The 25,735-nt window shown below is 70.0% G+C and carries 27 protein-coding genes and 1 pseudogene; 10 read left to right on the top strand and 18 right to left on the bottom strand.

Annotated features, from left to right (window positions below):
* Nucleotides 1-188 precede the first annotated feature (188 nt).
* Complete coding sequence (locus AC1DWC_RS09580) at nt 189-2,096, top strand: propionyl-CoA synthetase (protein WP_477907482.1); 1,908 nt, start codon at nt 189-191, stop codon at nt 2,094-2,096.
* Nucleotides 2,097-2,185: 89 nt separating this feature from the next.
* Here the strand turns inward: AC1DWC_RS09580 and AC1DWC_RS09575 are convergent, their stop codons facing one another.
* The 3 genes from AC1DWC_RS09575 to AC1DWC_RS09565 form a co-directional block, all read right to left on the bottom strand.
* Complete coding sequence (locus AC1DWC_RS09575; RefSeq protein WP_477907480.1) at nt 2,186-2,710, bottom strand: HNH endonuclease signature motif containing protein; 525 nt, start codon at nt 2,708-2,710, stop codon at nt 2,186-2,188.
* A gap of 374 nt (nt 2,711-3,084) precedes the next feature.
* Complete coding sequence (locus AC1DWC_RS09570; RefSeq protein WP_477907478.1) at nt 3,085-4,131, bottom strand: DUF222 domain-containing protein; 1,047 nt, start codon at nt 4,129-4,131, stop codon at nt 3,085-3,087.
* A gap of 92 nt (nt 4,132-4,223) precedes the next feature.
* Nucleotides 4,224-4,808: a DinB family protein gene (locus AC1DWC_RS09565; protein WP_477907476.1), complete on the bottom strand. Its 585-nt coding sequence runs from the start codon at nt 4,806-4,808 to the stop codon at nt 4,224-4,226.
* 97 nt (nt 4,809-4,905) lie between these two features.
* On the opposite strand from AC1DWC_RS09565, the gene AC1DWC_RS09560 reads away from it, so the two are divergent.
* A complete protein-coding gene (locus AC1DWC_RS09560) occupies nt 4,906-5,496 on the top strand; it encodes a lipocalin family protein (protein WP_477907474.1) in 591 nt (196 codons plus the stop codon).
* A gap of 5 nt (nt 5,497-5,501) precedes the next feature.
* On the opposite strand, the gene AC1DWC_RS09555 is transcribed toward AC1DWC_RS09560, so the two are convergent.
* Together AC1DWC_RS09555 and AC1DWC_RS09550 are read right to left on the bottom strand one after the other, a co-directional pair.
* Nucleotides 5,502-6,980, bottom strand: a complete 1,479-nt coding sequence (locus tag AC1DWC_RS09555; protein WP_477907472.1) for an SDR family oxidoreductase — start codon at nt 6,978-6,980, stop codon at nt 5,502-5,504.
* A 20-nt stretch (nt 6,981-7,000) separates the two neighbouring features.
* Entirely contained in the window at nt 7,001-8,338 is a 1,338-nt protein-coding gene (locus AC1DWC_RS09550) for a cryptochrome/photolyase family protein (protein WP_477907470.1), read from the bottom strand.
* 46 nt (nt 8,339-8,384) lie between these two features.
* On the opposite strand from AC1DWC_RS09550, the gene AC1DWC_RS09545 reads away from it, so the two are divergent.
* Together AC1DWC_RS09545 and AC1DWC_RS09540 are read left to right on the top strand one after the other, a co-directional pair.
* A complete protein-coding gene (locus tag AC1DWC_RS09545) occupies nt 8,385-9,092 on the top strand; it encodes a response regulator transcription factor (protein ID WP_477907468.1) in 708 nt (235 codons plus the stop codon).
* Nucleotides 9,089-10,426: a sensor histidine kinase gene (locus AC1DWC_RS09540; protein ID WP_477907466.1), complete on the top strand. Its 1,338-nt coding sequence runs from the start codon at nt 9,089-9,091 to the stop codon at nt 10,424-10,426. The genes AC1DWC_RS09545 and AC1DWC_RS09540 overlap by 4 nt, the downstream gene beginning before the upstream one ends.
* A gap of 118 nt (nt 10,427-10,544) precedes the next feature.
* Here the strand turns inward: AC1DWC_RS09540 and AC1DWC_RS09535 are convergent, their stop codons facing one another.
* The 6 genes and pseudogenes from AC1DWC_RS09535 to pdxH form a co-directional block, all read right to left on the bottom strand.
* Nucleotides 10,545-10,913 (bottom strand): FKBP-type peptidyl-prolyl cis-trans isomerase, encoded by a 369-nt coding sequence (locus AC1DWC_RS09535; protein WP_477907602.1) that lies wholly within the window; start codon nt 10,911-10,913, stop codon nt 10,545-10,547.
* Nucleotides 10,914-10,919: 6 nt separating this feature from the next.
* A pseudogene (locus tag AC1DWC_RS09530) lies at nt 10,920-11,270 on the bottom strand (FKBP-type peptidyl-prolyl cis-trans isomerase); the annotation flags it as partial.
* Nucleotides 11,271-11,275: 5 nt separating this feature from the next.
* A complete protein-coding gene (locus AC1DWC_RS09525) occupies nt 11,276-12,574 on the bottom strand; it encodes a citrate synthase (protein WP_072842951.1) in 1,299 nt (432 codons plus the stop codon).
* A gap of 144 nt (nt 12,575-12,718) precedes the next feature.
* Nucleotides 12,719-13,666 carry an aldose 1-epimerase family protein gene (locus AC1DWC_RS09520; protein ID WP_477907464.1) on the bottom strand — a complete coding sequence of 316 codons (948 nt, stop codon included), beginning with the start codon at nt 13,664-13,666 and terminating at the stop codon, nt 12,719-12,721.
* A gap of 24 nt (nt 13,667-13,690) precedes the next feature.
* A complete protein-coding gene (locus AC1DWC_RS09515) occupies nt 13,691-14,992 on the bottom strand; it encodes an MFS transporter (RefSeq protein ID WP_477907462.1) in 1,302 nt (433 codons plus the stop codon).
* Nucleotides 14,989-15,639, bottom strand: coding sequence for a pyridoxamine 5'-phosphate oxidase (pdxH, locus tag AC1DWC_RS09510; RefSeq protein ID WP_477907600.1), 651 nt, complete (start codon nt 15,637-15,639; stop codon nt 14,989-14,991). The genes AC1DWC_RS09515 and pdxH overlap by 4 nt, the downstream gene beginning before the upstream one ends.
* A gap of 289 nt (nt 15,640-15,928) precedes the next feature.
* Between pdxH and AC1DWC_RS09505 the strand changes: the two genes are divergently transcribed.
* The gene (locus AC1DWC_RS09505) at nt 15,929-17,056 is read left to right on the top strand and encodes a citrate synthase 2 (RefSeq protein ID WP_477837055.1); all 1,128 of its coding nucleotides are present in this window, start codon (nt 15,929-15,931) and stop codon (nt 17,054-17,056) included.
* A gap of 133 nt (nt 17,057-17,189) precedes the next feature.
* The gene (gene serC, locus AC1DWC_RS09500) at nt 17,190-18,314 is read left to right on the top strand and encodes a phosphoserine transaminase (RefSeq protein WP_072842956.1); all 1,125 of its coding nucleotides are present in this window, start codon (nt 17,190-17,192) and stop codon (nt 18,312-18,314) included.
* Between the two features lie 63 nt (nt 18,315-18,377).
* On the opposite strand, the gene AC1DWC_RS09495 is transcribed toward serC, so the two are convergent.
* The 3 genes from AC1DWC_RS09495 to AC1DWC_RS09485 form a co-directional block, all read right to left on the bottom strand.
* Nucleotides 18,378-18,905, bottom strand: a complete 528-nt coding sequence (locus AC1DWC_RS09495) for a hypothetical protein (protein ID WP_477907460.1) — start codon at nt 18,903-18,905, stop codon at nt 18,378-18,380.
* 202 nt (nt 18,906-19,107) lie between these two features.
* Complete coding sequence (locus AC1DWC_RS09490; RefSeq protein WP_072842958.1) at nt 19,108-19,497, bottom strand: RidA family protein; 390 nt, start codon at nt 19,495-19,497, stop codon at nt 19,108-19,110.
* A gap of 12 nt (nt 19,498-19,509) precedes the next feature.
* Nucleotides 19,510-20,031 (bottom strand): nucleoside deaminase, encoded by a 522-nt coding sequence (locus AC1DWC_RS09485; RefSeq protein WP_477907459.1) that lies wholly within the window; start codon nt 20,029-20,031, stop codon nt 19,510-19,512.
* A 220-nt stretch (nt 20,032-20,251) separates the two neighbouring features.
* Between AC1DWC_RS09485 and sepH the strand changes: the two genes are divergently transcribed.
* The 3 genes from sepH (at nt 20,252) to AC1DWC_RS09470 (ending at nt 22,387) form a co-directional block, all read left to right on the top strand.
* A complete protein-coding gene (sepH, locus tag AC1DWC_RS09480; protein ID WP_477907598.1) occupies nt 20,252-21,145 on the top strand; it encodes a septation protein SepH in 894 nt (297 codons plus the stop codon).
* Between the two features lie 130 nt (nt 21,146-21,275).
* Complete coding sequence (locus tag AC1DWC_RS09475; RefSeq protein ID WP_477907457.1) at nt 21,276-21,542, top strand: hypothetical protein; 267 nt, start codon at nt 21,276-21,278, stop codon at nt 21,540-21,542.
* A gap of 98 nt (nt 21,543-21,640) precedes the next feature.
* The gene (locus AC1DWC_RS09470) at nt 21,641-22,387 is read left to right on the top strand and encodes a DUF6928 family protein (RefSeq protein WP_477907455.1); all 747 of its coding nucleotides are present in this window, start codon (nt 21,641-21,643) and stop codon (nt 22,385-22,387) included.
* Here AC1DWC_RS09470 and AC1DWC_RS09465 read toward each other — a convergent pair.
* The 4 genes from AC1DWC_RS09465 to AC1DWC_RS09450 are packed head-to-tail and all read right to left on the bottom strand — an operon-like array spanning nt 22,367 to nt 25,395.
* Nucleotides 22,367-22,642 (bottom strand): DUF2537 domain-containing protein, encoded by a 276-nt coding sequence (locus tag AC1DWC_RS09465; RefSeq protein WP_083577027.1) that lies wholly within the window; start codon nt 22,640-22,642, stop codon nt 22,367-22,369. The genes AC1DWC_RS09470 and AC1DWC_RS09465 overlap by 21 nt on opposite strands.
* Complete coding sequence (locus tag AC1DWC_RS09460; RefSeq protein ID WP_477907453.1) at nt 22,639-23,445, bottom strand: TrmH family RNA methyltransferase; 807 nt, start codon at nt 23,443-23,445, stop codon at nt 22,639-22,641. The genes AC1DWC_RS09465 and AC1DWC_RS09460 overlap by 4 nt, the downstream gene beginning before the upstream one ends.
* 31 nt (nt 23,446-23,476) lie before the next feature.
* Complete coding sequence (locus AC1DWC_RS09455) at nt 23,477-23,908, bottom strand: MarR family winged helix-turn-helix transcriptional regulator (RefSeq protein WP_477907451.1); 432 nt, start codon at nt 23,906-23,908, stop codon at nt 23,477-23,479.
* Between the two features lie 32 nt (nt 23,909-23,940).
* Nucleotides 23,941-25,395 (bottom strand): NCS2 family permease, encoded by a 1,455-nt coding sequence (locus tag AC1DWC_RS09450; protein WP_477907449.1) that lies wholly within the window; start codon nt 25,393-25,395, stop codon nt 23,941-23,943.
* A gap of 79 nt (nt 25,396-25,474) precedes the next feature.
* Between AC1DWC_RS09450 and AC1DWC_RS09445 the strand changes: the two genes are divergently transcribed.
* On the top strand, nt 25,475-25,723 hold the full coding sequence (locus AC1DWC_RS09445) for a DUF2530 domain-containing protein (protein WP_072842965.1): 249 nt from the start codon (nt 25,475-25,477) through the stop codon (nt 25,721-25,723).
* Nucleotides 25,724-25,735 lie beyond the last annotated feature (12 nt).

The following is a 25,735-nucleotide window of genomic DNA, read 5'->3' as shown; positions in this document are numbered from 1 at the left end:
GTTGTGCGGCCCGAGGACGACCTCTCCGGCGGCCGCCCCGGGCGACGGTGGCGACCGTTCACCGACGGTTCGGCGCCAACCACCGACAGACAGGCGTCGCAGACCTCGTATTCACGCTGTGTGCACGGCGGTGTCCCCTAGTGTTCAGTGCGCGTCACAAGCACACAAGAACTGGGAGAGGACAGCCGATGAGTGCAGTCGAGCGGGCCAAGGGCTCATACGCCGAGGCCTTCCGTCGGAGCGTCGAGCAGCCGGAACAGTTCTGGCTCGAGGCCGCAGAGGCCGTCGACTGGGACGTCGCCCCGACTCGTGCGCTGGACTCGTCATCTGCCCCGATGTACCGCTGGTACCCGGACGCGACGATGAACACCTGCCACAACGCGCTCGACCGGCACGTCGCGGCGGGCCGGGGTGAACAGGCCGCGCTGATCTACGACTCCGCCATGCTCGGCACCACCCGCACCTACAGCTACGCGCAGCTGCTCGACGAGGTGTCCCGGTTCGCCGGAGTGCTGACCGCGCAGGGCATCTCGGCCGGCGACCGTGTCATCGTGTACATGCCGATGATCCCGGAGGCGGCCGTCGCGATGCTCGCCTGCGCGCGCATCGGCGCGGTGCACTCGGTGGTGTTCGGCGGGTTCGCCGCCGCCGAGCTGGCCGCCCGTATCGACGACGCGGAGCCGAAGGCGCTGGTGACCGCGTCCGGCGGACTCGAGCCGGGCCGCACCATCGAGTACCTGCCGATGGTCGAGCGGGCGCTCGGGCTGACCGACAAGGCGCCGGCCGTCGTGATCGTCAAGGACCGTCCGAGCATCCCCGGCTCCGCTTCCGACGTCGCGGGCTGGCTGGACTGGGACGCCGAGGTCGCCGCGGCCGCCCCCGCGGACTGCGTGTCCGTGGCCGCGACCGATCCGCTCTACATCCTGTACACCTCGGGCACCACCGGGAAGCCGAAGGGTGTGGTCCGAGACAACGGCGGGCACGCGGTGGCGTTGACCTGGTCGATGCGCAACCTCTACGACATCGGCGCCGGACAGGTGATGTGGACGGCCTCCGACGTCGGCTGGGTGGTCGGGCACTCGTACATCGTGTACGGCCCACTGCTCGCCGGCGCCACCACCGTGATGTACGAGGGCAAGCCGGTTGGCACGCCCGACGCCGGCGCATTCTGGCGGGTGGTTCAGGACCACCAGGTGCGGGCACTGTTCACCGCACCGACCGCGATCCGCGCGATCCGCAAGGAGGACCCGGAGGCGAAAGAACTTGCCAAGTACGACATCTCGTCGCTGGTGACACTCTTCGCCGCGGGCGAGCGGCTCGACCCCGACACCTACGAGTGGGCGGGCAGGGTGCTCGGGGTCCCGGTCGTCGACCACTGGTGGCAGACCGAGACCGGCTGGGCGATCTGCGCGAACCTGCGGGGCCTCGAGCCGATGCCGATCAAGGCCGGATCCCCCACCGTCCCGGTGCCGGGCTACCGCGTCGGGATCCTGGACGGCGAGGGTGCGCCGGTCGAGGCGGGCACCGAGGGCAACATCGTCATCGCCCTGCCGATGCCGCCCGGCACGCTCGCAGGGCTCTGGCGCGACGAGGACCGGTACGTCAGGTCGTACCTGTCCACCTTCGACGGCTACTACCTGACCGGCGACTCCGGGTACATCGACGAGGACGGGTACGTGTTCGTGCTCGGCCGCAGCGACGACGTGATCAACGTTGCCGGGCACCGGCTCTCGACCGGCAGCATGGAGGCCGTGGTGGCCGAGCATCCCGAGGTTGCCGAGTGTGCGGTGATCGGGATCCGGGACGAGCTCAAGGGCCAGCGGCCCAGCGGCTACGTGGTGCTCAAGTCCGGTTCCGTGATCGATCCCGAGCAGCTGCGCAAGGACCTGGTCGCGATGGTCCGCGACCAGATCGGTGCCGTCGCGACCTTCCGGGACGTGACCGTGGTGCAGGCCCTGCCCAAGACCCGGTCCGGCAAGATCCTGCGTAAGACGATGCGTCAGATCGCCGACCACGACGAGTACACGGTGCCGTCCACGATCGAGGACCCGGCGGTGCTCGACGCGTTGGCCAAGCTGCTCGGCCCGGACGCCTGACGGGGCGCGCCCACGGGTTCGGCAAGGGCAGCGACCCGCCCGCAATACCCCGGCCCGTTCGGGACCGGCCATCGCACCAGGCCGGCCGCTCAGAACGGTGGCGATTCCTCGGGATTCGCCGATCTGTGGTGGCCGCGACTGCCGATGATCCGCGGGCCGGGTACCGCCGGCGAGTCGCTGCCCTGCGCACCCGCCGGCAGCGTCACCTCGCTCGTACCAAGACTCGAAGTCCACAACAGCGCGTGACCGCGCAGCGCGACCACGTTCCACAGCCGCAACGTCTTGAGCTGATGATGAAAGGCACACAGGCACTCCAGGTTGGAGACAATCGTCCACCCGCCCGCGGCCGGGTCCCATATTCGGAACTCGACGATGTGGTCGACCTGGCATGCGTCGGCAGGACGGGCGCAGCCCGGGAACCGGCAGTGCCCGTCCCGGGCACGGACCATCGCCACCGTTGCCGCGTCCGGGCGGTAGGTCAGCGCCCCGTCCGGGGGTGCCGGCAATCCCCCGTGCCCGTTTGGGTACTGCCCCAATGCGAGAGTCGGATCGACGCGCACCGCCGCAAGGATCGCCTCGGCAACTGTGCCGAGACTGAGCGGTACCGGTCTCATCGGGGGCTCACCCCTGGTCCGCTTGCCTGCTCGGGCACCCGACCTCGCGGACCACACCGAGGCTGCCGAGCACGGTTTACCGGTTGGTCGCGAACTGTAGGCGGGCACATATCCGGCCCTGCGGCGACCACCGCGGGCAAGGAACGAACGCACTCGGTACCGCGACCGTAGCGCCGGCGGCGCCTCGGGATCCGAGCCTGCGGGTGGAGTGTCCGATGACGCGGAGCCTGCCCCCGACCCGTGCGGATTCCCACCCACCGGAGTGGTGCCCGCAGCAACGGGTTGCGTCGCAACGTCGGCTGCATCAGCCGTGGTTGCAGCGTCAGTGGTTGCAGTACCGGTGATTGCAGCGTTGGCGGCTGCAGCAGCCTCCGTCACGGCACCGTCGACGGCAGCAGCCTCGGTTCCAACATCGGTGACCAAGCCCTGCTTCTCCGCAAGGTCCAGCGCCTCCGCCAACAACACCTGCCAGGTCCCGTCCGCCGCCAAGCTCCTCGCCAGTTCGGGTGGGGGTCCCTCCCTGCACGAAGTGCTTGGGGGCCGATGAAACCGTGCCCGTGCAGGTACGCCGGCCGCGACAACAACCCGACCAGGGTCGCGACGTCGACCGTGATCTGCGTCAACGGCGCCCGCCGGCCCGGCAGCGACGCCCGCCTCGACGCCGTGCAGTTCTCCCGCTCGCACTGGCACACCAGGTGCGGCTCACCGTGCATGATCGCCATCACCGCATCGGCCATCCGCTGCTGCGCACCCCGCAGGTCGTGCGGACACACCGTCGCCGCCATCTCCGCGACCAGTTGCATGAACTGCGCGCCCTCCTCGGGCGAGACCGTCACCTCGATCACCGACGAGCTCCCCCGCGACCGCCGCACCACCCGCCGACCGCGCTGCTCGAACTCTCGTTGCTCGGCCGCCTCCTCCGGCGAGTACTCGCAGATCAAGCGAAAGATCTCCCCTGCCAACGGTCCCGGCGTCAACCGCCGTGCGGCCGCAACGATCTCCGCCTCCAACGCCGCCACCGTCTCGGGACGCAGTCCGCTCGTGTCCCGTGCGATAACGCGCACCCGTGCACAGTCGAGGTCGCCCGCCTCGAAGGCCGCCCGTACCCGGGGCAGTCGCAGTCGCAGATCCATCCCCAACTCCGCGTGGCCCTGCGCGACCGTTCGGGAACATCCCCAGCGCACCGCCAACTCCGCGATCGCGTTGTTGCCGCAGTCGGTGATGTCCCCCGACCCCAGCCGTACATCCCGCTCGATCCACGATTCCCAGAACCGGCCCGCCGCGAGCACCTTGAGCGCCGCGCACGTGTTCTCACCGCGCGCCGTCTCGGTCGCCTCGGTCAGGTCGATCGCGTCGACCAGCACCGCCGAGGTCTCCGCCTCGACTCTCGAGTTCGCTCCACCACCCCTGGTTTCGAACATGTATGCGACGCTACGCCGGGGGTCCGACAACCAACCAGATCCGCCGACCACCGCCGGTCAGGGGAAATTACCCAGCCGTTTGCGACCGGCACTCAGCGAACGGCGTCGGCTGCGGCCTGGACCCTACGGTAGTGCGCGAGACGACGGTCTGCGTCCGTGTAGGGCAGGTTGTCGTTGCTCTTGGCCATTCCCGCAACGCCGTCGATCAGCTCCCGAACGATGTCGGCGTGCCCGGCATGACGGGCCGTCTCGATGTTCATGTGCAGCAGGATCTGGTGCAGGGTGACATTCTCGTCGGGCCACCCCGGCGCGCATCCGGGAGAGTCGAGGTCGAGGGCGTCGAACGTCTCACCGGCGTGCGCCCACGAACGTCGGTAGAGACCGTCCACAATGAACTCCGTCGACTCGTCCGGAGTCGCCCACAGGTCGGCGTTCTCGGCAGTACCGGGGCGGGCCCAGGGCAACTCCATGGGGGCGGGCCGTCCGAAAACATCTCCGAAGTAGCCGAATTCGCACGCGGCCAGGTGTTTGACGAGACCGAGGAGGTTGGTACCGGTGGGCGTCAACGGACGCCGGAGGTCGTACTCCGAGAGACCCTCCAGCTTCCAGAGGACCGATTCACGCAGCACCTGCAGTCGCCCGATCAGGTCTGACTTGTTCGCGGCTTGCGAGGTCATCCAGGCAGCCTAGGCGGACAATCGAAGACACCGGTAGACCAATCCGCCCGGCGCGCGGCGCCGAATCACCACTGACACGAACACCAGGCAGCGGAGGTTGATTGTGAGAAACGCCGTCGGAGCACTGCTCGCCGCGGGATCCGCCCTTGTCCTGGCGGTCCCTGCCCAAGCCCAGCCTGCACCGTTGGCACCGGTGGCCGCCGTCGACATCGGGCGGTACACCGGGACCTGGCTGCAGCTCGCCGCGGTGCCACAACCGTTCAGCCTCGACTGTGCGCGCGACACCCGTGCGACGTACTCGCTGGTAGACGCCCGGAACGTCCGGGTCCAGAACAGCTGCGAGACCTGGTCCGGGAGCCGCAACGAGATCGTCGGCAATGCACGAGTCAACGACCCGGTCACGAACGCGCAGTTGCACGTGAGCTTCCCCGCCGTGCGGTCCCAGGATTCGCCGGACGGACCGACCAACTACGTCGTGACCTACCTCGCCGAGGACTACTCGTGGGCGTTGGTCGGGGACCCGGCCCGTTTCTCCGGCTTCGTGCTGTCGCGGGTCCCGGCCGTCACCGCCGAGCAGTGGCGGCAGATCCGTGCGGTGGTCGAGTCACGCGGGTACAACTCGTGCCTGCTTCTCACCACGCCTACCTCCGGCGGACGAGACGACATCCGTCCGCTCTGCACGCTCTGACGGCCTCAGGATGCGCTCTGATGCCGACGGGCAGCGGTTCCGGTGATGTTGTTGACCATGCCCTTGAAGATGACCCCGTGGAACGGCAGGAGCGCGTACCAGTAGGCGCGGCCGGCGATTCCGCGTGGGAAGAAGGTTGCCCGCTGGTCGAGGCGGGAACCGCGCGGCGCGGCGTGGACCCGCCACTCGAGCCAGGCGCCACCCGGCGCGCGCATCTCCGCCCTCAGTCGCAGTAGGGCGCCGCGTTCGATCTTCTCCACCCGCCAGAAGTCGAGCGCGTCCCCGGTCTGGAGCCGTCGCGCATCACGACGGCCGCGACTGAGGCCCACCCCGCCGACCAGCCGGTCCAGCCAGCCGCGGACCGCCCACGCCAGCGGGAAGGAGTACCAGCCGTTCTCGCCGCCGATGCTCTCGACCACCTGCCACAGCGTCTGCGCGTCCGCCTCACAGGTCTTGCTGCGTTCGTCGGTGAACACCACCTCGCCGGCCCAGACCGGGTCAGACGGGAGCGGGTCCGAGGGCGCTCCAACCGGTGCGGCGTTCGCCCACGTCGTCTCCACCTCGCCCCGCTCGATGCGGCCCAGGGCCAACCGCACCGCCTCCCGGTACGGGGTGAGTCCGCCCGCAGGCGGCGCAATGACGTCGTCGATGCCGTGTTCGGTCATCACCGCGTCGTTGTGCAACGACTCGATCAGCGCCCGCCCCAGACGAGACGGGATCGGGGTCACCAGCCCGATCCACAGGCCGGCCAGCCGCGGCGTCAGCACAGGAAGGACCAGGATGCGACGGTTGGCCAGACCCGCGACCTGCGCGTAGGTCTTCATCATGTCGCCGTAGCCCATCACGTCCGGTCCACCGATGTCGTAGGTACGACTGCGCGGCAACGGGGCCTCCGCCGCGGCGACCAGGTAGTGCAGGACGTCCCGGACCGCGATCGGTTGGATCCGGTTGTTCACCCACCGCGGCGTGGTCATCACCGGCAGCCGATTGGTCAGGTGCCGGATCATCTCGAACGATGCCGAACCGGATCCGATGACCACCCCTGCCTGCAACGCCATGGTCGGGATTCCCGAGTCGATCAGGATCCGCCCGACCTGGGTCCGGGAACGCAGGTGCGCAGACAGTTCCACCCCCGCCGGGTGCAGCCCGCCCAGGTAGACGATGCGCGACACGCCCGCAGACCGCGCCGCGGCGACCACGTGCTGTGCGCCACGGCGCTCGGCGTCGGCGAACGCCTCGCCGCCGCCCATGGAGTGGACGAGGTAGTAGACGACGTCGATGTCCCTGAACGCCGCTGTCAGCGAGTCGGTGTCGTCCAGGTCGCCGCGGCAGATCTCGACGTCACGCGCCCACGGCACGTCCCGGAGCTTGTCCGGGGAACGCACCAGCACCCGAACCGAGTACCCGGCTGCGAGCAGTCGTGGTGTCACCCGGCCACCGATGTAGCCGGTCGCACCCGTGACCAGCACGCGCAGGTCGCCCATCACTCGACGATAGCCCTGCCTCAGCGCCCGAGTTCTCCGAGGCGCGCCAACGACTCTCGACGCTCGACGGCGTGGTCGACGACGGGGTCCGGGTATCCGGACGGGCGGCCGGCCTTCAGCGCGTGCACGGCGCCGCCCGGGACCCCGCGCAGCTCCGGTACCCAGCGGCGCACGTAGTCGCCGTCCGGGTCGAACTTCTCGCCCTGAGTCGTCGGGTTGAACACCCGAAAGTACGGCGCCGCATCGGTTCCGCAGCCCGCGGTCCACTGCCAGCCGTGCTGGTTCGAGGCCAGGTCGCCGTCGAGCAGGTGGGCCATGAAGTACCTGGCCCCACGCCACCAGGGCAGGTGCAGGTCCTTCACCAGGAAGGACGCGACGATCATCCGGACCCGGTTGTGCATCCAGCCCTCGGCGAGCAGCTGACGCATCCCGGCGTCGACAATCGGGAACCCCGTTCGCCCTTCGCACCATGCGGCCCAGGACAACTCGGCGTCCGGGCCGGTGTCGTACCGGATCGCGTCGAACCGGCTGTCGTAGTTGTGCCGGGCACTGTCCGGGCGGTGGTAGAGCACGTCGGCGTAGAACTCACGCCACGCCAGCTGACGCAGGAAGGCCTCCGGCCCGGCACCGCGCAGACCGGCGAGATCCGCGAGCACGGTGCGCGGGTGGACGGACCCGTACTTGAGATCCACCGACAGTCGGCTGGTCCCGTCGAGGTCGGGCCTGTCCCGAATCCTGTGGTAGTCGGCGAGGTCGCCGTCGCGGAAGCGCGCCCACCGCTCGAGCGCGGCCCGCTCCCCCGCCGCGGGTCCGCCCGATGCTGCGGGCCGCGGGACCGGCACCCGCGCAGGCAGTTCCGGGTCGAGCCAGTCCACCGCGACGCCCGAGCCGGCTGCGGGTGCGCGCCAGCCGTGGTCGAGCCACCGACGGAAGTACGGCGTGAACACCCGGTAGGGACCGCCGTCGGCCTTCGTCACCCGGCCCGGCGCGACGGCATAGGGCGAGCCCGTCCGCACCAACTGCACCCGCTCGGCGACCGCGTCGTCGCGCCGACGCCCGTACGGCCCGTAGTCCGCGCTGACGTGGACCTCGCTCGCACCGACCGCCGCCGCGACCGCGGGGACGACCGACACGGGATCACCCCGCACGACGCACAGGCGGCCGCCCAGCTGCTCGTCGAGTGCGGACAGGCTGCGGAACAGGTGGTCCCGCCGGACCGCACCGGACGGCCCGAGAATCGACTCGTCCAGGACGAAGAGCCCGAGCACCCCCACTGCGCCGGCCTCGGCCGCCGCGGACAGCGCCGGCAGGTCCCCGGTGCGCAGGTCACGGCGAAACCACATGACAGAGGCGGGCATGCCCGTCTTTCTACACCCGCCCGGCGGGTGCGGGCACAATGCAGGGGTGACCGAACCCGCCGCCGCCACGGTCCTGGTCGTCGACGACGACCAGGACGTCCTGCTCTCCCTACGTCGCGGCCTGCAGCTGTCCGGATTCACCATCCTCACCGCGGCCAACGGCGCGGAGGCCCTGAGGGTGGTCGCGGACCGGAGCCCCGACGCGATCGTCCTGGACATGAACATGCCCGTCCTCGACGGCGCCAGCGTGGTGACCGCGCTGCGCGCGATGGGCAACGACATCCCGATCTGCGTGCTGAGTGCCCGTTCCTCGGTGGACGACCGGGTGGCGGGACTCGAGGCGGGCGCGGACGACTACCTCGTCAAACCGTTCGTCCTGGCCGAGCTCGTCGCTCGTATCCGCGCCATGCTGCGCCGGCGCGCGACACCGCCACCGGCGCCCGCACCGCAGGGCGCGCTGACCGTCGGCGCGCTGACCGTCGACCTGCTCGGCCGGCGCGCTGTCGTCGGCGGCCACGAGATCGAGCTCACCAAAAGGGAATTCGAGCTGCTCGCCGTCCTGACGCGCAACAGCGGCGTGGTCCTGAGCCGTGAACGGCTGCTCGAACTCGTCTGGGGGTACGACTTCGTCGCCGACACCAACGTCGTCGACGTGTTCGTCGGCTACCTGCGCCGCAAGCTCGAGGCAGACGGCCACCCCCGCATCCTGCAGACCGTGCGCGGGGTGGGGTTCGTGCTGCGGGACGCGCAGTGAGCCCTCGCCGCTCCTATTCGCTACGCGCCCGCGTCGCCGCCGCCACCGCGCTCGGCGCCACCGTCATCGTCGCCCTGCTGGGAGTCTTTGTCGCGTTTGCGATCTCACGCAACAACATGAACCAACTGGACCGGAGACTGGAGACGGCGACGCGGGTCCTGATCGCGAACGCCGCGACCGCCGCGTCATTTCTGCCCACCTTCGGCGACGGTGGCGCGTTCGCCGTGACCATCCGGGCGGGAACCGACGTCATCGTGAGCACCCCCACCCGGCTTCCCGAACTCGACCCCGGCGCCGCGACCGTGCACGTGGACGGCACCGCCTACCGGGTGAACACCAGCCGAATCGCCGACAGCGACAACCTGATCTCGCTTGCCGTACCCGCGGCGGAGGCCCGTGACGTCACCGCCGAACAGCAACGCTGGGTGGCGGTCTCCGGTGTGCTCGCGATCGCCGCCGCAGGCGGTCTCGGCTGGATCTTCGGGGGCCGGGCGGTCCGGCCGATCACCGCGTTGACGCGGCACATCGGTGCCGGCACGCCGCAGCCCGGCCCGCCGCCGAAGGTCTCCGGCGTCCGGGAGGCCGAGGAACTGGCGGACGAGCTGGAACTGATGCTCGCGCGGATCGCCGAGGCGCAGGCGCAGTCCGCGGCGTCTCTGGACACCGCACGCGACTTCGCCGCCGCGTCGGCGCACGAACTGCGGACCCCGCTGACCGCGATGCGCACCGACATCGAGGTCCTCAGCACCCTCCAACTCGACGACGCCCAACGCGCAGAGATCCTCGGAGACCTGGCACGCACCCAGGGCCGCGTCGAGGCCACCCTGTCCGCGCTCGAACGGCTCGCGTCGGGCGAGCTGTCCAGCGAACGCGACCACGTGCCCACCGACCTGGCCGAGCTGTGTGACATCGCCGCCCAGGAAGCAATGCGCCAACTGCCCAGCCTCGCGGTGCGGGTGGAGTCCGACCCCTCACTGGTCATCAACGGCCTGCCCGCCGGCCTGCGGCTCGCGCTGGACAACGCGATCGCCAACGCGGTCCGGCACGGCGGGGCGTCGACGGTGGTGCTGGCGGCCCGGCGCACCGGGCCGGACACGGTCACGGTCACCGTCGACGACAACGGCACCGGCGTGCCGGTGACCGAGCGTGAAGCGGTGTTCGAGCGCTTCATCCGAGGCTCCGGGGCCGCGCGTGGCGGGTCGGGACTGGGCCTGGCGCTGGTGGCACAGCAGGCCCAGTTGCACGGCGGCCGGGCCTACTTCGAGGACAGCGAACTGGGCGGCGCCCGCCTGGTGCTCGAGTTCGCGGCGCCGCGAAACCAGCCGCGAGGCTAGGTGCCGGCGGTATCGCCCGCAGACCCCACTCGGACCGACCTTCGGACCCGGATCGGAAACAGGGCCCCGCATCGGTGTCGATGCGGGGCCCTGTCTGCGATGCGTCTTGGCTGTGTGACTACCTCGTGCCGAGCAGGTCGATCACGAAGACCAGCGTCTTGCCGGAGAGCTGGTGCCCACCACCGGCCGCACCGTAGGCCAGCTCCGGCGGAACCGTGAGCTTGCGGCGGCCGCCGACCTTCATGCCGGGGATGCCCTTCTGCCAGCCCGGAATCAGCTGGGCGAGAGGGAACTTCACGGAATCGCCACGCAGGAACGAGGAGTCGAACACCTCGTTGGTGTCGAACTCGACACCGTGGTAGTGGACGTCGACGACGGCGCCGGGCTGCGCCTCCGCGCCGTCACCGACCTCGATGTCCTCGATCACGAGCTCCGCGGGTGCCGGGCCGGTGGCCGGCTCGATCACCGGCGCCGCCGGCGGAACCACGACGTCGAGCAGGTCGATCACGAAGACCAGGGTCTTGCCGGAGAGCTGGTGCCCACCGCCGGCCGGGCCGTAGGCCAGCTCCGGCGGGATGGTCAGCTGACGGCGTCCCCCGACCTTCATGCCGGGGATGCCCTCCTGCCAGCCGGCGATCAGGCCCGCGAGCGGGAACTTGATGGACTCGCCGCGGCTCCAGGAGGAGTCGAACTCCTCGCCGGACTCGAACTCGACGCCGAGGTAGTGGACCTCGACCTTGGCGCCGGGAGTGGCCTCCGCGCCGTCGCCGACGGTGATGTCCTTGATCACGAGCTCGGTGGGCGGGGGGCCCTCCTGAAACTCGATTACCGGCTCGTTGCTCATGCGGGTCACCTGCTTTCCAGGTCGGTGTAGTTGCGTTCGGTGTAGCCGGTGTAGATCTGACGCGGGCGGCCGATCTTGGTGGCCGGGTCCTCGTGCATCTCGCGCCAGTGCGCGATCCAGCCGGGCAGCCGGCCCATCGCGAACAGCACGGTGAACATCCGCGTCGGGAAGCCCATCGCGCGGTAGATGAGACCGGTGTAGAAGTCGACGTTCGGGTACAGCTTGCGCTCGATGAAGTACTCGTCGGTGAGCGCGGCCTCCTCGAGCGCCTTCGCGATCTGGAGCAGCTCGTCGTCGCCGCCGAGCTTGGCCAGGATGGTGTCCGCGGCCTTCTTGGCGATCGCCGCGCGCGGGTCGTAGTTGCGGTAGACGCGGTGCCCGAAGCCCATGAGCTTCACGCCGTCTTCCTTGTTCTTGACCTTGCGGACGAACTCCTTGACGTCGCCGCCGCTGGCCTTGATCTCGTCGAGCATCTCGAGCACGGCCTGGTTGGCGCCGCCGTGCAGCGGGCCCCACAGTGCGTTGATGCCGGCCGAGACCGAGGTGAACAGGTTGGCGTCGGAGGAACCGACCATCCGCACCGTCGACGTCGAGCAGTTCTGCTCGTGGTCGGCGTGCAGGATCAGCAGCATGTCGAGCGCCTTGGCGACCTCGGGGTCGACCGCGTACGGCTCGGCCGGGAAGCCGAACGTCATCCGGAGGAAGTTCTCGACCAGGGAGAGCGAGTTGTCCGGGTACAGGAACGGCTGCCCGACGGACTTCTTGTACGCGTAGGCCGCGATGGTCGGCATCTTCGCCAGCAGGCGGGTGGTCGACAGCTCGACCTGCTCCGGGTCGTCGGGGTCCAGCGAGTCCTGGTAGTACGCGGACAGCGCGTTCACCGCGGAGGAGAGCACCGGCATCGGGTGCGCGTTGCGCGGGAAGCCGTCGAAGAACCGCTTGAGGTCCTCGTGCAGCATCGTGTGGCGCTGGATGCGGGTGGCGAAGGCCGCCAGCTCGTCGGCCGAGGGCAGCTCGCCGTAGATCAGCAGGTAGCTGACCTCGAGGAAGCTCGAACGCTCCGCCAGCTCCTCGATCGGGTACCCGCGGTAGCGCAGGATGCCGGCGTCGCCGTCGATGTAGGTGATCGCAGACTTGGTGGATGCGGTGTTGACGAAGCCCGGATCGAGGGTGGTGTACCCCGTCGCGGACAGGAGCTTGCCGAGCTCGATCCCGTCATTACCCTCGGTGGCCCTCGCGATTGTCATCGCATGTTCGCCACCGGGGTAGCTGAGCGTGGGCTTGGTTTCTTCGGCAGCGGGCACGGATGACCCCTCTCAAACTCGAACCTTGCGAGTAGCAATATCAGTCGAGTAGAACCTAGTCGCAGTCAGCTTCGGCTGCCCAGCGAGGGTCGCTGTGGCGCTCTGTGCGCCACAGTCAAAGTGCCGTGAGCTGTGGTTATCCGATCAGCATATGCCCAGCCCCCAGCTTCCGCTCCAGGTTTGCCCGGGCGCGAGAACAAGTTGGTCGATGCCCGAGTTGAAGGCGTCCGGCGGGCAGGTCATCGGCTCGACGGCCAGCGCCCGGCCGCGGCCCGGGTAGCCCTTCCCGATTTCGGGATCCGCGGTGAACACCTGGATCCAGCCGAACCGGCGGTCCGTCCACAACACCGTGCCGACGCCGTCCGGTGCGCGCAGCACGTGCCGGGCCCGGCCGTCGGGGTCCGGCACGATCGAGCTGAACGGGGTGTCCAACCGCACGCCCGCGAGGCCGCGTGGCGAGGTGAAGTCGAACTCGGTGCCGTAGACGGACTGCGAGTTGCCCTCGGGCAGCATCCGGTCCGGGTCGAGCGGCAGCCGGGTGCCCGCGGTCAGCTGCAGCGTGCAGTCGTCGAGCGGGGTGTCCCCGACGCGGACGTAGGTGTGCACGCCGAGCCCGAACGGGGCCGGCATCGCGCCGATGTTGGTGGCGGTGTGGGTGACGGTGAGACCGTCCGGGCCCAGCTCGTGACGCACCCCGACCTGCAGCGGGTACGGCCAGCCCTTGTGCAGGCCCACCCGGATCGTCTGCTCGACACTGCTCTCGGTGCGTTCGACGAGCTGCCACTCGTCCCGTCGCACGAGGCCGTGGATGGCGTTGTGCCGGTCCGGTTCGGTGATCGACAGCTGGTGCTCGACGCCGTCGAAGACGAAGTGCCCGTCCCGGAGCCGGTTGGGCCACGGCGCCAGCACCAGTCCCGCCGACAGCGGCGGCCGCTCCTGGGCGGACCACGTCTCGGTGAGGGCCCGGCCGTCGCACTCGAGCAGTCGCAACGCGGCGCCGCGGGAGACGACCTCGGCGCGGTAACCACCGAAGCTGAGCGGGTAGGCGCGCACGCCGGCGGACTCGATCACGCGGGACACGGACTCAGGCATGGATCCCAGTGTCCACGAATCGCCTCACCGTGCCACCGAATCCGACGCTCGGCCCTCCCCGACGCGGTATCGGAGGAACATCGGGAACGCCAGGCAGGCGAGGGCCACCCCGACCACCACCAGGATGCCGCCGCCGGCCGCGGCGACCGCGGTGCCGACCGATGCGGCGGCCGCCCCGTGCAGCACGTCGCCCATCCGGGGGCCGCCCGCGACCACCACGATGAACACGCCCTGCAGTCGGCCGCGCATCTCGTCGGTCGCCACCTGCTGGAGCATGGTGCTGCGGAACGCCGCGGAGACCATGTCGACCGCACCGCCGAACGCCAGGAACCCCAGCGCCACCCAGAGGAAGATCGCGCTGTCACCGGGACTGGCCAGCCCGACCGTGACGCCGAAGCCCACCATCGCCAGCCCCCAGAGCACGATGCACGCCACCACCGCACGGCCCTGGTACCGCACCCCCGGCAACCAGCCGGAGAAGACGCCGCCGAGCACCGCGCCCGCGGACATCGCCGCGAACAGCAGGCCCAGCGCGACGCCGCCGGTCACCGGGTCCCCGAACGTCTCGTTGGCGATCTGCGGGAAGAGCGCCCGCGGCATGCCGAACACCATCGCGACGATGTCCACCACGAACGAGGCCAGCAGCACCTTCTGCGTCGACAGGTACCGGAACCCGTCCAGCACCGCACGCAGCCCGGCCTTCGTGGTGTGCCCGGTCGGCGGCAGCGCGGGCAGAGCCAGCACCGCCCAGAGCGTCGCCATCAGCAGCACCGTGTCGATCAGGTACAGGCTGGCCAGCCCGATCGTCGGGATCAGCACGCCGGCCAGCAGCGGCCCGGCGATCGCGCCGAACTGCACGACCGTCATGTTCAGGGAGTTGGCCGCCGGCAACTGCTCGCCGGGGATCAGCCTCGGGATGATCGCGGCGCGGGTCGGCTGGTTGACCGCGAAGAACGCCTGCTGCAGCGAGAACAGCCCGAGTACCACCCAGACGTTGTCCATGCCGGCCGCGGCCTGCGCCCAGAACAGCAGCGAGGTCACCGACAGCCCGATCGTGGTGATCGTCATCAGCCGCCGCCGGTCCATCACGTCGGCGAGCGCGCCGCCCCACAGACCGAAAAGCACCAGCGGGACCAGCCCGAACACCCCCGTCAGCCCGACGTAGGCCGAACTCCGGGTGATCTCGTAGACCTGCTGCGGCACCGCGACCACGCTGAGCTGCGCACCGATGACGGTGACGACGCCCGACACCCACAACCGCCGGTAGTGCGGCTCGCGCAGCGGGGTGGTGTCGGCCAGCAGCCGCCGACGGGGTTTCCCGGTCACGGCTGCAGTCGCGTCGCGGTCCAGCCGCCCTCGGCTCGGGTGACGAGCACCCGGTTGTGCATGCGGTTGGCGCGGCCCTGCCAGAACTCGACGGTCTCCGGCCGGAGCAGGAGTCCGCCCCAGTCCGGCAGCACCGGAACCTGTTCCGTGTCTGCGAACCGCGCGGTGACCTCCGCGAGCCTCGCGTCGAGGGCGCTCCGGGACTCGATCGGCTGCGACTGCTGCGAGGCCCAGGCGCCGAGCTGCGAACCCCGCGGGCGGGTGTGCCAGTAGGCGGCGGTGATCTCGGGGGCCACCCGTTCGACCGGGCCGCGGACCGTGACCTGGTGTGCGAACGCGGTCCAGGCGAAGGTCGCCGAGGCGTACGGGGCGGCCGCGAGTTGCCTGGCCTTGGTGGAGCCGTAGTTGGTGTAGAAGACCAGCCCTTCCTCGGACAACCCCTTGCACAGGACCGTGCGCGAGGCCGGCCGACCCGCCTCGTCGACGGTCGCCAGCACCATCGCGTTCGGCTCGACCACGCCGGCGGAACGGGCCTGGTCGAGCCACCGGCGCAGCAGCGGCAACCAGCCGTCTTCGAGGGCCGCGACATCCAGGTTCGATTCCGGGGCAGGCGAATTCATCGCCTGGGCCGCATATCCCACGCGCATCGCTGCCAGGTCGGCGGGTACCGCGGGCAGGTTGTCGGAATCGGGTGACACGGGTGAACACGTTACTACCGGGTACGCACTCCCCGACCGGCGCGTGTTAGGGGATAGAGTTTCGAGACAACCGGACCCGCCGAATGGGGATTCGCACCCGCGATTCGCACCCGGCAGGGTCAGCAGTTTGCGCGGCGGCTCGTGCCTGTGAACCATGCATGCGCCCGCAAGACGGTGAAGCTTAAGTCAGTGGTGCAGCCCGGACCGGCGGCACTGAAGATGAGGAGAGTCCACGAGCATGGCAGCGAGCGCGGTAGTACCCGAGGATTTTGTGAGTGGACTCGAGGGCGTCGTCGCCTTCACCACCGACATTGCCGAGCCCGACAAGGACGGTGGCGCGCTCCGCTACCGCGGCGTCGACATCGAGGACCTGGTCGGTCGCGGTGTCACCTTCGGCGATGTGTGGGCCCTGCTCGTGGACGGCCAGTTCGGCCAGGGCCTGCCGCCCGCCGAGCCGTTCCCGCTCCCGATCCACACCGGCGACGTCCGCGTCGACGTGCAGGCCGGCCTGGCCATGCTGGCACCGATCTGGGGCTACCAGCCGCTGCTCGACATCGACGACGAGACGGCCCGCGACCAGCTGGCCCGCGCCTCCGTCATGGCGCTGTCCTACGTCGCCCAGTCGGCCCGCGGCATCTACCAGCCCGCCGTGCCGCAGAAGGTCATCGACGAGTGCTCCACCGTCACTGCGCGTTTCATGACCCGCTGGAAGGGTGACCCGGACCCGCGGCACACCGAGGCCATCGACGCCTACTGGGTGTCCGCCGCCGAGCACGGCATGAACGCGTCCACCTTCACCGCCCGCGTCATCGCCTCCACCGGCGCCGACGTCGCGGCCTCGCTGTCCGGCGCCATCGGCGCGATGTCCGGCCCGCTGCACGGCGGCGCCCCGGCCCGCGTGCTGCCGATGATCGAGGAGACCGAGCGGACGGGCGACGCCCGCGCGCTGGTCAAGGGCATCCTCGACCGCAAGGAGAAGCTGATGGGCTTCGGGCACCGCGTGTACCGCGCGGAGGACCCCCGGGCCCGCGTGCTCCGCGCCACCGCCAAGCGCCTGGACGCGCCGCGCTTCGAGGCGGCCGCCGCGCTGGAGCAGGCCGCGCTCGCCGAGCTGCGCGAGCGTCGCCCGGACCGCGCCATCGAGACCAACGTCGAGTTCTGGGCCGCGGTCATCCTGGACTTCGCCGAGGTGCCCGCGCACATGATGCCCGCGATGTTCACCTGCGGCCGCACCGCCGGCTGGTGTGCGCACATCATGGAGCAGAAGCGCCTGGGCAAGCTGGTCCGCCCGGCCGCCATCTACACCGGCCCCGAGCCCCGCACCCCGGACACCGTCGCCGGCTGGGACCTGGTCGGCAAGGTCTAGTTCACAGGCTCCGCTGCTACACCGCACCACAGCGAACGGCCGGGCGAGCTCACACCGAGCCGCCCGGCCGTTCCACGTGGGCGTCTAAACTACCCGTACACAGGGCCCATCAACGCTTAGGACACATTGACCAATGGCTGACGCAACTACACCGATCATCCCCGCCGACCTCAAGCCCGTTGACGGCCGTTTCGGTTGCGGGCCCTCGAAGGTCCGCCCCGAACAGCTCCAGTCGCTGGTGGACGTCGGGGCGTCGGTGTTCGGCACCAGCCACCGCCAGAAGCCGGTCAAGAACGTCGTGGCCCGCGTCCGGTCCGGCCTGGCCGACCTGTTCTCGCTGCCCGAGGGCTACGAGGTCGTCCTCGGCAACGGCGGCACCACCGCGTTCTGGGACGCGGCCGCATTCGGCCTGATCCGCGAGAAGTCGCTGCACCTGACCAACGGCGAGTTCAGCTCCAAGTTCGCCTCGGTGGCCAAGGGCAACCCGTTCATCGGCGACCCGATCGTCGTCTCGTCCGAGCCGGGCAGCGCGCCGGTGCCGGTCTCCGATCCGTCCGTCGACCTCATCGGCTGGGCCCACAACGAGACCTCGACCGGTGTCGCGATCCCCGTCTCCCGCCCCGCGGGTTCGGAGAACGCCCTCATCGCCATCGACGCCACCTCCGGCGCCGGCGGCCTGCCCGTGAACATGGCCGACGCGGACGTCTACTACTTCGCGCCGCAGAAGTGCTTCGCGGCCGATGGCGGCCTCTGGGTGGCGCTGATGAGCCCGGCCGCGCTCGAGCGCGTCGCCGAGATCAAGGCGTCCGGCCGCTGGACCCCCGAGTTCCTGTCGCTGCCCATCGCGGTGGACAACAGCTCCAAGGACCAGACCTACAACACCCCGGCCCTGGCCACCCTGCTGATGTTCGCCGACCAGATCGAGTGGATGAACGGCAACGGCGGCCTGGACTGGACCACCAAGCGCACCGCCGACTCCTCCTCGCGCCTGTACAACTGGGCCGAGGCCAGCGAGTACGCGACGCCGTTCGTCGCGGATCCGGCGCACCGGTCGCAGGTGGTCGGCACCATCGACTTCGACGACAAGGTGGACGCCGCCGAGGTCGCGAAGATCCTGCGCGCCAACGGGATCGTCGACACCGAGCCGTACCGCAAGCTGGGCCGCAACCAGCTGCGCGTCGGCATGTTCCCGGCCATCGACCCCGAGGACATCACGCAGCTGACCAAGAGCATCGACTGGGTTGTCGGCCAGCTCTGACCACTGCACACGAGAGCAGCCCCCGACCTCGAGGTCGGGGGCTGCTCTCGTCTCGGGCGGGTGTCAGCTGCCGAAGGTGCTCAGCACGCCGTTGATCAGGCCCGCGATGGCGCCCAGCGGGTCTTCTGCGGAGCCGCCGGCGGGGGCGGTGCCCTTACCGCCGGTCACGGTGACCTTGGACACGGGGATCGGGTCCTGGTAGTCGGTGTCGCCGTCTTCCTTGCACTTGGTGCGGACCTGGTACTCGCCGTCCGCGAAGGTCTTCGAGGTGCCGGTGCCCGACGCGTCGACCAGGATCTGGCCGGCAACCATCTTCTCGCCCTCGATGAGGAAGCTCTCGCCGACCTTCGTGGTCTTGTCGAGGACGGTGGCGTCGGGCTGGTAGACGGTGCCCTCGCACTTGACGAACGCCTTGGTGGTGCTCAGGCCGGTCATCGTGATGGAGATGGTGCCCTTACCCTCGTCGGCGGCGACGGTCGCGGCGCTGGTGACGGCGGCGGAGCCGATGGCCGGGTTGGCGACGAGGCCGAGCACGGAGAGGCCGGCAACGGCGCCGACGGCGGCCAGGTGCCGCTTCATGGAGGTAGCCACGAGAGTTGTCCCTTCGGTCTGCGTCCGATCCCGGAGGACCAACCGCACATATGTTTAGCCTGCCCTACATTAGGACAGGCTAAAGTTAATGAGATTCCACACTCGAAGTCAACCCATGTGACGGCCGGCACAACGCGGGGCGACTCAGACAGGTCAGCCCCCSGCACGTGATGCCGGGGGCTGACTCGCTGCCGAGGCGGTGCTACTCGACGATCAGGGCGTCGGCCTCGATCTCGACCAACAGCGCGGGGTCGATGAGCGCGCTGACCTCGAGGATCGTCGTCGCGGGACGGATGTCGCCGAAGACCTCACCGTGCGCGAGCCCGGCCTCCTCCCACCGGCTCATGTCGGTGAGGTAGATCCGGGTGCGGATCACGTCCTCGGGCTTCGCGCCCGCCTCGGCGAGGGCCGCGACGACCCGGCTGACGGCCTCACGGGTCTGCTCGGCGAGGCTGTCGCCGCCGACGGGGCCGTCGGGGCCCGACGCGGTGGTTCCGGACACCGACACCTGCTGGCCGATGCGGACGGCCCGCGAGTAACCGATCTTCGACTCCCAGTCGGAGCCGGACGAGATGTTGTTTCGATTCGACATGGGGAGATTCTGTCAGGGCTCCCCCACCGCCTCCGCAGGCAACGTCTGGTTCTCCGCCACGAACCGACGGAAGGGCGCGAGCGCCTCGTCCCCGAGATGCGGCCCGCTGACCACCGTCCCCTCGTTCGCCGACGCGATCACCTCCGCGCAGCCCAGCGTGAACCGCGGTCCGCCGCTGAGGATTCCGCCGAACTGTGCGGCCGCGGCACCGAACACCACCCGGCGCACCCCCGCCCACACCATGGCCGCCGCACACATCGGACAGGGCTCTCCGCTCGCGTAGACCGTGGCCCCGACGAGTTGGCCGGCATTGCCCTCGCCGCATGCGGTGGTGACGGCGTCGAGTTCGGCGTGCTCGGTGACGTCGCCCGACGTGGTCACGGAATTGGCGCCCTCGGCCACCACCGTGCCGTCCGCGCCCACGACCACCGCGCCGAAGGGGCGGTTCCCGGCATCGCCCGTCTCGACCGCCAGCTCGATCGCCCGCCTCAAGTGTGCCCGGTCGACCCTGTCAATGCTGCCTCGATCCGACATCTCGACGATCCTCCTCAGTTCGCCTCGACCGCTGTCGCCCCGCCCGAAATGCCCGTCGGATCCATTCTCGCGGACCGGGTGCGAGTTGGGAACCAGAGAGAGTAGCGCGCCGTAAATCAAAGACCACCGCCGGATGTGGCGTGTCATCCCGTCCCACCGATCACGGGTCGGTTACAGTCCCTCCGCGGAGTATCGCGAGTGGTGCGATGAGGAGGTCATGGTGCGAGAGCTTCGAGTGATCGGACTCGAGCCCGGGGGCACGCATGTCGTGTGCGCCGACACCGAGAGCGGCGAACGCTTCCGCCTCCCCGCCGACGACAAGCTGCGTGCGGCCGCGCGCGGCGACATCGCGCGGTTCGGACAGATAGAGATCGAGACCGAGAGCCAGCTGCGCCCCAAGGACATCCAGGCTCGGATCCGCGCGGGCGCGACCATCGAGCAGGTGGCCGCCGAGGCCGGCGTCTCCATGAAGAAGGTCGAGCGCTTCGCCCACCCGGTCCTCCTCGAACGTGCACTGGCCGCCCAGAAGGCACAGGGCGGTCACCCCGTCCGCGAGAACGGTCCGGCTCTGCAGACGCTCGAGGAAATCGTCTCGCTGGCCTTCCGCGCCCGCGGCCACAACCTCGAGGACGCGGACTGGGACGCCTGGCGAGGCGAGGACGGACACTGGGTCGCCCAGCTGCAGTGGCAGGCCGGACGCACCACCAATGCCGCGCACTGGCACTTCCAGTACGACGCACACGGCGGCACGGTCGTCGCCCTGGACGCGGCCGCGACCGACCTGCTCGACCCCGACTTCGGGCGGCCGCTGCGCGGCCTGGCGCCGGTGACCGAGATCGCCCGCGACGACGAGTTCGACTCGTTCGACGCATTCGACGACCCGGACGACTTCGACGAGGCCGAAGCCGGCGCCGACATCGGCCCCGCGGCCGAACCGGCCGACGACCAGCCCCTCGGCGACGAACCGAGCGCACCCGCCGCCGAGACCTCGGCGCCGGAACCGCTGCCCAAGGTGGCGCCGCAGCACCAGAGCGGACGGGACAAGAAGGGCCGACCGGCGCTGCCGTCCTGGGACGACGTACTGCTCGGAATCAGGAGCAGCGGCCGCGGCTGACAGTCCCGGGTCCACACCCCGCTTCTCACGGTGCCCGCCAACTGCTACGACCTCCGCCCCGGACAGTCGCCGGCCGCGCACCCGCTCGGCCGCGGACACACCCCGTACGCAGCTGATCCTCGGAAATGCCTTGGCCACAGGCGAATTGCGGATCGGTGGGCGCGCCGTCGGGCTGTCGGGGGTGTCCGTCCCGGTGCTCGCGGTCGGCAGGACCACCGACGTCATCGCACCGGCCGCCTCGGCACGGGCGATCACCACCGCGGCGACCGGCGCGCCGAGCGTCCGCTTCGAGACCACCACCGGAAGTCACCTCGGGCTGATCGCGGGACCCGACGCAGCCGCCACCACCTGGGCATACCTCGACGATTTTCTCGCGGAACCGGCTCTCGTCGGCTGACCGGCCGGGAAGATGCTGCGCGCCCCGGTGCGCCACCGCGCTTATCCGCACCGAGGTCGTACCCTGCTAGGAAAGGGACTGAAAGGCAGGTACCGGACGTGGGGGCGAAAGCATCAACCATCTGGTACGTCGACGCCCCAGACCCGGCAAACGTGCTACGCGAGAACCCGGAGCCCGATGCGGAGGCGGCCCGCGCCCTGGTCGGCGAGCTGTTTCCCGAGATGAACGTCTTCCCGCTCGGATCCGGCACGCTGGCCGACTCGACCGGCGTGGCACCGGGCGAGGTGTACGTGGGCAGCTATCCCGGCCTGACCGTGGTGTGCGGCACCAACCTCAACCTCCGCAAACCTTCCACGATCGACGAATCCTGGACTCGGCCACTGGCTTCCGAGCAGACCTACCTGGTGTGCACCGACCCCGGCGCCGCGTGGGGCTCGTTCGCCTACTGGGAACGCGGGGAGCTGCGGCGCTCGTTCAGCGCCACCCCGGTCGAGATCCACGAGAACCTCGGCCTGCCACTGCTCTGGGAGCGGCCGTTCTGGGCGGGCGAGCACCCGCTGCCGTTCCCGCCGGGGGTGTTCCCCGACCCGCAGTCACTCCCGTTCCACCCCAGCGAGTTCGCAGAGGCGGCCAACGCGGAGTGGCTCGGCTACCGGTACACCCCGCCGGTCCGCGACGGCGAACTCGATCCGGCCACCGTCGGGCTGTGCGGGTTCGCCGTCTACCGGGACGGCGAGGAACCGCCCGTCGCGCTGGCCGGCACCCGCGCCGCCGGGCCCGGGCCACTGTCCCGAGGACTGCGGCGCTGGTTCGGCCGCCGCGACTCAGCGGGCGCCGAGCGCTAACGCCAGCCAGCCAGCCGCCACGCCGGCCACCGTGCCGTACACCAGCCACCGCCACACCGGTGTGGCGCGCCACTGCCACAGGGTCGGCGCCACCCCCGCGGCGACCACCAGGTTGACCACCACTGCCAGCAGCGGGTGCACCTCGATCATCGCCGCGCCGCACGCGATCACCGCGACGACGGCGACCAGGGCCGCGAAGCCCGCGACCACCAGGCCCGTCCCCCACGGCGTCCCGGATCCCACGGGGTCGGTCACCCCTGGGTCCTCACCCGTTCGTAGAACGCCATCGCGGCCGCCGTCGCCACGTTCAGCGAATCGGTTCCGGGCGCCATCGGGATGCGGGCCCGGACGTCGGTGTTGCGCATCGCGTACTCGGACAGGCCCGGCCCCTCGGCGCCGAGCAGCAGCGCCACCCGCTCGCCGGTCATGGCCTCCGCCAGCGTCACGGCCGCCGGATTCGGGGTAAGTGAAATGATCTGAAAACCCTTGTCCCGCAGCCTCTGAAGGCCCCTCGGCCATTCCGGGACCCGGGCGAACGGCACCCGCAGCACGTGGCCCATCGACACCCGCACCGAGCGCCGGTACAACGGGTCTGCGCAGCGATCCCCGAACAGCACCGCGTCCACGCCGAGGCCGGCGGCGTTGCGGAACATCGACCCGATGTTCTCGTGGTCGTTGACGCCCTCGAGCACCGCGACGGTGCGGGCACCGGCCAGCACCTCGTCGAGGTCGAGTTCGGGCGGACGATGCGCGGCGGCGAGCACGCCGCGGTTGAGGTGGAAGCCGACCACCTCCGCCATCACCTCTGCCGAGGTCCGGTAGAAGGGCACGTCCACACCCTCGAGGTCCGCGGACAGCTCGTCGAGTCGCCGGTCCACCCCCAGCAGGCTGATCGGGGGGAAGCGCGACGAGAGCAACCGCTGCGCGACAAGGACCCCCTCGGCGATCACCAGGCCCTTGCCCTCCGGCAGGTCCGGACGCCGGTCCGAGGAGTTGAGGTCGCGGAAGTCGTCCAGCCTGGGATCGGCCGGGTCGTCGATGTCGATAACGTGAACCACCCGGACCATCTTGCCGCACGCCGGCCGAGCGCTACTCCATGGTGTTGACCATGCCGCCGATGATGTCGACGGACCGCCGGAGCAGGTCCCGCTGTTCCGGGTCCAGCGCCGCCAGTCGATCCGTCATCCACTTCTCCCGGGCGCTGGTCTCGTCGGCGAGCAGCGCGCGGCCCGCGTCGGTGAGCGAGACGATGATCTGGCGGCCGTCGGTCGGGTGCGGCGCCCGCACGACCAGTCCGGCTTCGGCGAGAGAGGCGATCACCCGCGTCATCGACGGCGGCTGCACCCGTTCCCGTGCCGCCAGTCCACCGGGTGTCATCGGGCCGTGCTCGTACAGGCTCGACATCGCGGAGAGCTGAGTCAACGAAACCTGGGAGTCGGAGCGCCGACCGCGCAGATGGCGGGCGAGTCGTACGACCGCCAGGGACAAGTCACCGGCGAGGGCCCGAGTATCCATGGTCACCTTCGGAGGATACGGCACCTTGTGACACAGGTTCAGGTAATTGCCTCAGTGATGGGGCCCACCGCAAAATAGGCCACGAACAGGGCCGCAACCATCCACAACAACGGGTGGATCTGCTTGGCCCGACCGCTCGCGGCGCCGATCACGACCCACGCGATGAATCCGACACCGATGCCGTTCGCGATCGAGTACGTGAAGGGCATGACGACGATCGTGAGGAACGCCGGCAGGGCCACCTCGAACTTGCTGAAGTCGATGTCGCGGACCTGACCGATCATCATCGCACCGACCACCACCAGCGCGGGCGCGGCGGCCTCGATCGGCACCACCTCGTACAGCGGGGTCAGGAACATCGCGGCGAGGAACAGCAGTCCGGTGACCACGTTGGCCAGGCCGGTCCGGGCGCCCTCGGCGATCCCCGACGCCGACTCCACGAACACCGTGTTGGACGACGCGGACGCGCCGCCGCCCACGATCGCGCCCGCGCCCTCCACGACGAAGGCCTTGCCGATACCCGGCAGGTTGCCGTGCTCGTCGGCGAGCCCGGCCTCCTTGCCGAGGCCGGTCATCGTGCCCATGGCGTCGAAGAAGTTGGCCAGCACCAGGGTGAACACCAGGAGGCTGGCGGCCAGGACACCGATCCGGGTGAAGGCGCCGAACAGGTTGACGTCGCCGACCAGGCTGAGGTCCGGAAGCTGCGCGAGCACGTCGGGCATGGCGGGCACGCTGAGGTTCCAGCCGCTGGGGTTCACACCCTTTGAAGGGCCGACCTGCCAGATCGCCTCGATGATCGCGGCCAGCACCGTGGTGACCACGATGCCGATGAGCAGGCCGCCCCGAACCTTGCGCGCCACCAGGATTCCCATCAGCAGCACACCGAAGGCAAATATGACCGTCGGCCACGAGGAGATGGAGCCGCCGATGCCCAGGCCCACCGGAACCGAGGTGCCCGCCTCGTCGGGGATCCGGCGCACGAAGCCGGCGTCGACGAAGCCGATGAACGCGATGAACATGCCGATGCCCGCGACGATCGCGGACTTGAGCTCGTCGGGCACCGCGTTGAACACGGCGGTCCGGAAGCCCGAGATCGCCAGCACCACAATGATGATGCCGTCGATCACCACCAGGCCCATGGCCTCCGGCCAGGTGACCTGGGGGGCGATCGTCACGGCCAGCAGGGCGTTGATGCCCAGGCCCGCCGCGATGCCGAACGGATAGTTCGCGATGATGCCGAACGCGATGCTCATCACGCCGGCCACCAGGGCGGTGACCGCCGCGACCTGCGAGATCGGCAGGATGTTCCCGAGCACGTCCGTCTTGGCTGCCGCGTCGTCGGCGGAGAAGCTGCCGAGGATCAGCGGATTGAGGACCACGATGTAGGCCATCGCCACGAAGGTGACGAGGCCGCCACGGACCTCGTTGCTGACCGTGGAACCGCGTTCCGTGATCTTGAAGTAGTTGTCGAGGAGCCTCGAGGTCCCAGCCATGTCGTCCCTGTCTCAATCGCCGAAGATGCGCGTCGCACCTGGGAGGTTAAGGCACCACCAGGCAGGTAGCGTTATTTCGGTGACCGCCAAACGCAACGATCCGCTCGTCCCGACACGGCTCACCGACCCCCGGCCGGTGGTCGCGATCGGCGTCCTCGCGTGGTTCGTCGCAACTGCGACAGTGTTACTCGCCGGCGAACCGTGGCGCGAGGCCCTGCCGATCTGCTACGCGGGCCTCGCCGTCGGTGTGCTCGGTTTCACGTTGTTCCTGGCCCAGCGCGCGGCCGCGCGGCGCGGCAGCAAAGTCGCGCAGCGCGGCCTGGGCTAGGTGTAGTTCCCG

The organism is Rhodococcus sp. P4_C10, from assembly GCF_056402135.1.
This window is presented reverse-complemented; position numbering and strand designations above follow the sequence as displayed.